The organism is Burkholderia sp. LMG 13014 (genome assembly GCF_905232215.1).
Classification (GTDB): Bacteria; Pseudomonadota; Gammaproteobacteria; order Burkholderiales; family Burkholderiaceae; genus Burkholderia.
In genome coordinates this window covers 1-2769 of record NZ_CAJNKE010000706.1, presented here as the reverse complement: position 1 = coordinate 2769, position 2769 = coordinate 1, and the positions used below count along the sequence as shown (strand labels likewise).

Sequence of the window (2769 nt, the reverse complement as noted above, 5' to 3'; positions counted from 1 at the left end):
GTCGGCGTGCCGGTGTGGGGCTCGGGTGGCGATCTCGGCGTGCATCGCGACGGCTCGCATGCGGAGTGGCTCGTACTCGACGCGGCATGGGTGCGCCGCAAGCCTGCCGTGCTGACGCTCGACGAAGCGGCCGGCGTCGGCGTGCCGTTCGTCACCGCATACGAGGGGTTGCGCCGCGCCGGCATGCCGACGGCCGGCGACGTCGTGCTCGTGTTCGGCGCGAACGGCAAGGTCGGCCAGGCCGCGATCCAGCTCGCGACCGCGCACGGCGCGACCGTGATCGGCGTCGAGCGCAGCCCCGGTGGTTATCGCGGCCATGCATCGGGCGACGTGCACATGATCGATGCATCGAGCCAGTCAGTGGCCGACGCGGTGCGTGCGGCGACCGGCGGCCACGGCGCGGACATCGTCTACAACACGGTCGGCAGCCCGTATTTCGAAGCCGCGAACGCGTCGATGGCGATCGGTGCGCGGCAGATCTTCATCTCGACGATCGACCGCAGCGTGCCGTTCGACATCTTCGCGTTCTATCGCGGCCAGCACACGTTCGTGGGCGTCGATTCGCTGCAGCTCGCTGGCACCACGGTCGCGCAGATCCTCGACACGCTCGCGCCCGGCTTCGGCAACGGCACGCTGCGCCCGTTCCCGATCGGCGACGACTATGTGTATCCGCTCGAGCGCGCACACGACGCGTATCGCGCGGTGCTGGCCGGTGCGCGCGAGCGCGTCATCGTCAAACCCTGACGCCGGTCCGCACGGGAGACCGCCATAATGGATTACGTGATTTCGCTCGCGGTGGGCCTCGGCGTCGGCGTGCTGTACGCGCTGCTGCACGTACGCTCGCCGGCCCCGCCGCTCGTCGCGCTGGTGGGCCTGCTCGGGATGGTGATCGGCGAACGCGCGATCGCGCTGCTGCGCTGACGGATCGACGCGGCGCCGGTGCTAGCGGTCGTTGCGCCGGCGGAACGCCCACCACGCGGCGAGCGCCGTGAAGCCCGCGACGAGCAGCACCATCAGCCAGAAGCCGTGCTTGTTCTCGGAGAACGGCACGCCGCCGACGTTCATCCCGAAGAAGCCGGCGACGATGTTGATCGGCAGCGCGATCACGGTCACGAGCGTCAGCGTGAACAGCGTCCGGTTGTTCTGCTCGTCGAGACGCGAACCGATCTCTTCCTGCAGCAGCTTGATCCGCTCGTTGAGCCCGGCCAGATCGACGAGCACCAGCGAGAACTCTTCGGTCGACTCGCGCAGCTCCTGCACGTCTTCCATGTGCAACCACGCGGGCGGCTTCGCGAGCAACCGGAAGATCGACCCGGGCTCGGGCGCGAGCATGCGCTGCAGGCGCGTCAGCGTGCGGCGCATCGCGCCGAGCTCGATGCGGCTCGACGTGAGCCGCTGCGACAGGAAGCGGTCCTCGATGCGATCGACGTCGACGCTCGTGCGCCGCATGATCTGGATCAGCAGGTCGGCCTGGTCGCGCAGCAGGTGGACGAGCAATTCCGCGGGCGACCTGAACGCTTCGCCATCGCGCACGCACGCGCGCAGCGTGTCGACCGAGCGCAGCGGCTTGAGCCGCGCGGTGACCATGATGCGCCGCTCGACGTGGACGAACAGCGTCGCGATCTCCGACGGCGTCAGTTCGAGGTTGAACATCACGTCGTTGACGATCGCGCGCAATGCGCCGTCTTCCTGCTCGATGCGCGTCGAGCGCGACCCTTCGTGGAGGAATGCGAAGAAGCTGTCGGGCAGCCCGAGATGCGTGCGCATCCAGCGCTCGCTCGCGCCGTGCGCGAGATTGAAGTGCAGCCAGACGAAATCGCCCGATCCGGCATCGTGCTCGCGGCACGTGCGCAGCCACGTGGCGGCCGAGTCCGCATCGAGCGTTGTGCCGGATCCGCCGGGTACGAAGCGGAATCCACACACCATGCCGGACGTATCGGCGCCGTAAGTCTGTACGATCAGGTCCATCGTGTAGAAGGTCGTGCGGCGCGCGGCGCGCCGCACATGGCGGGTCGCGCGCCCGCGCCGGAAAAGGAAAGGAGACGTATGCCCGACGGGCATGACGCGCCGGTGACAGCGTCACGCCGCATCATACCGGCACGATTGCGTGCCCCCAAAGCAACGCGCCGCCCAACGGGCGGCGCAGGTGCGGCGGACGGCATGCACGAGACGCGTTACTGCCGCGTCTCCGACTGCGCGGCGCTCGGGCACGCGGGATCCTTGCCCCAGTGGCCTTCGCAGACGCGCCAGCGGCACAGTTGATCCTCGAAGAAACCGCGCTCCGAACACTCCTTCACGCGCGACGCCAGCGAGCCGGTCGTCGCGGCCGTCTTGGTCGGCACGGCCTGCACCTTTTGCGCGGCGAGCTTCTTGTCGGCCGGCTTCGTGCGCGCGACGAGCGCCGCGAGCAGATCCGCATCCGGATCGTCTTTCCCGCCAGCCTTCCCGGTACGGGTCGGCGTGGCGTCGCGATGCTTCTTCGCCTGCGCGAGCTCGGCCTGCTGTTCCTTGTGATGCTTGCGGGCGTCAGCCTTCGCATCGGCCTTCGTGTCGGGCTTCGCATCGGCCTTGCCACGCGCCGCGACCTTTGCGCCCTTCGCGGTGTCGGCCTTCGCGGTCTTGGTCGTCGCGGCGGCAGCAGCGGCAGCGGCCGCACCGGCCGTGGCCGCGCCCGATGCATCATCGGCGCCATTGGCGAGCGCGCGCGACAGGCGGCTGTTGTCCGCGGCAGACGCGGACGATGCGGATGCAACGGTTCGGGACGCCGCG

Annotated in this window: 3 protein-coding genes and 1 pseudogene; 2 read left to right on the top strand and 2 right to left on the bottom strand. The window is 69.3% G+C overall.

Annotation, left to right across the window (positions count from 1 at the left end; all coding sequences use genetic code 11):
* A partial coding sequence (locus JYJ84_RS33390) for a zinc-binding alcohol dehydrogenase family protein (RefSeq protein ID WP_205190036.1) occupies positions 1-744 on the top strand: 744 nt, incomplete at its 5' end.
* Positions 745-771: 27 nt separating this feature from the next.
* Complete coding sequence (locus JYJ84_RS33385; protein ID WP_236027700.1) at positions 772-921, top strand: DUF1427 family protein; 150 nt, start codon at positions 772-774, stop codon at positions 919-921.
* A 21-nt stretch (positions 922-942) separates the two neighbouring features.
* Here the strand turns inward: JYJ84_RS33385 and JYJ84_RS33380 are convergent, their stop codons facing one another.
* Entirely contained in the window at positions 943-1968 is a 1026-nt protein-coding gene (locus JYJ84_RS33380; RefSeq protein WP_122946591.1) for a transporter, read from the bottom strand.
* A gap of 206 nt (positions 1969-2174) precedes the next feature.
* Positions 2175-2769 (bottom strand): annotated as a pseudogene (locus JYJ84_RS33375) (phage tail protein); the annotation flags it as partial.

Coding starts and splice junctions, on each gene's coding strand:
- JYJ84_RS33385 (WP_236027700.1), top strand. CDS start 772: ATGGATTACGTGATTTCGCTCGCGGTGGGCCTCGGCGTCGGCGTGCTG.
- JYJ84_RS33380 (WP_122946591.1), bottom strand. CDS start 1,968: ATGGACCTGATCGTACAGACTTACGGCGCCGATACGTCCGGCATGGTG.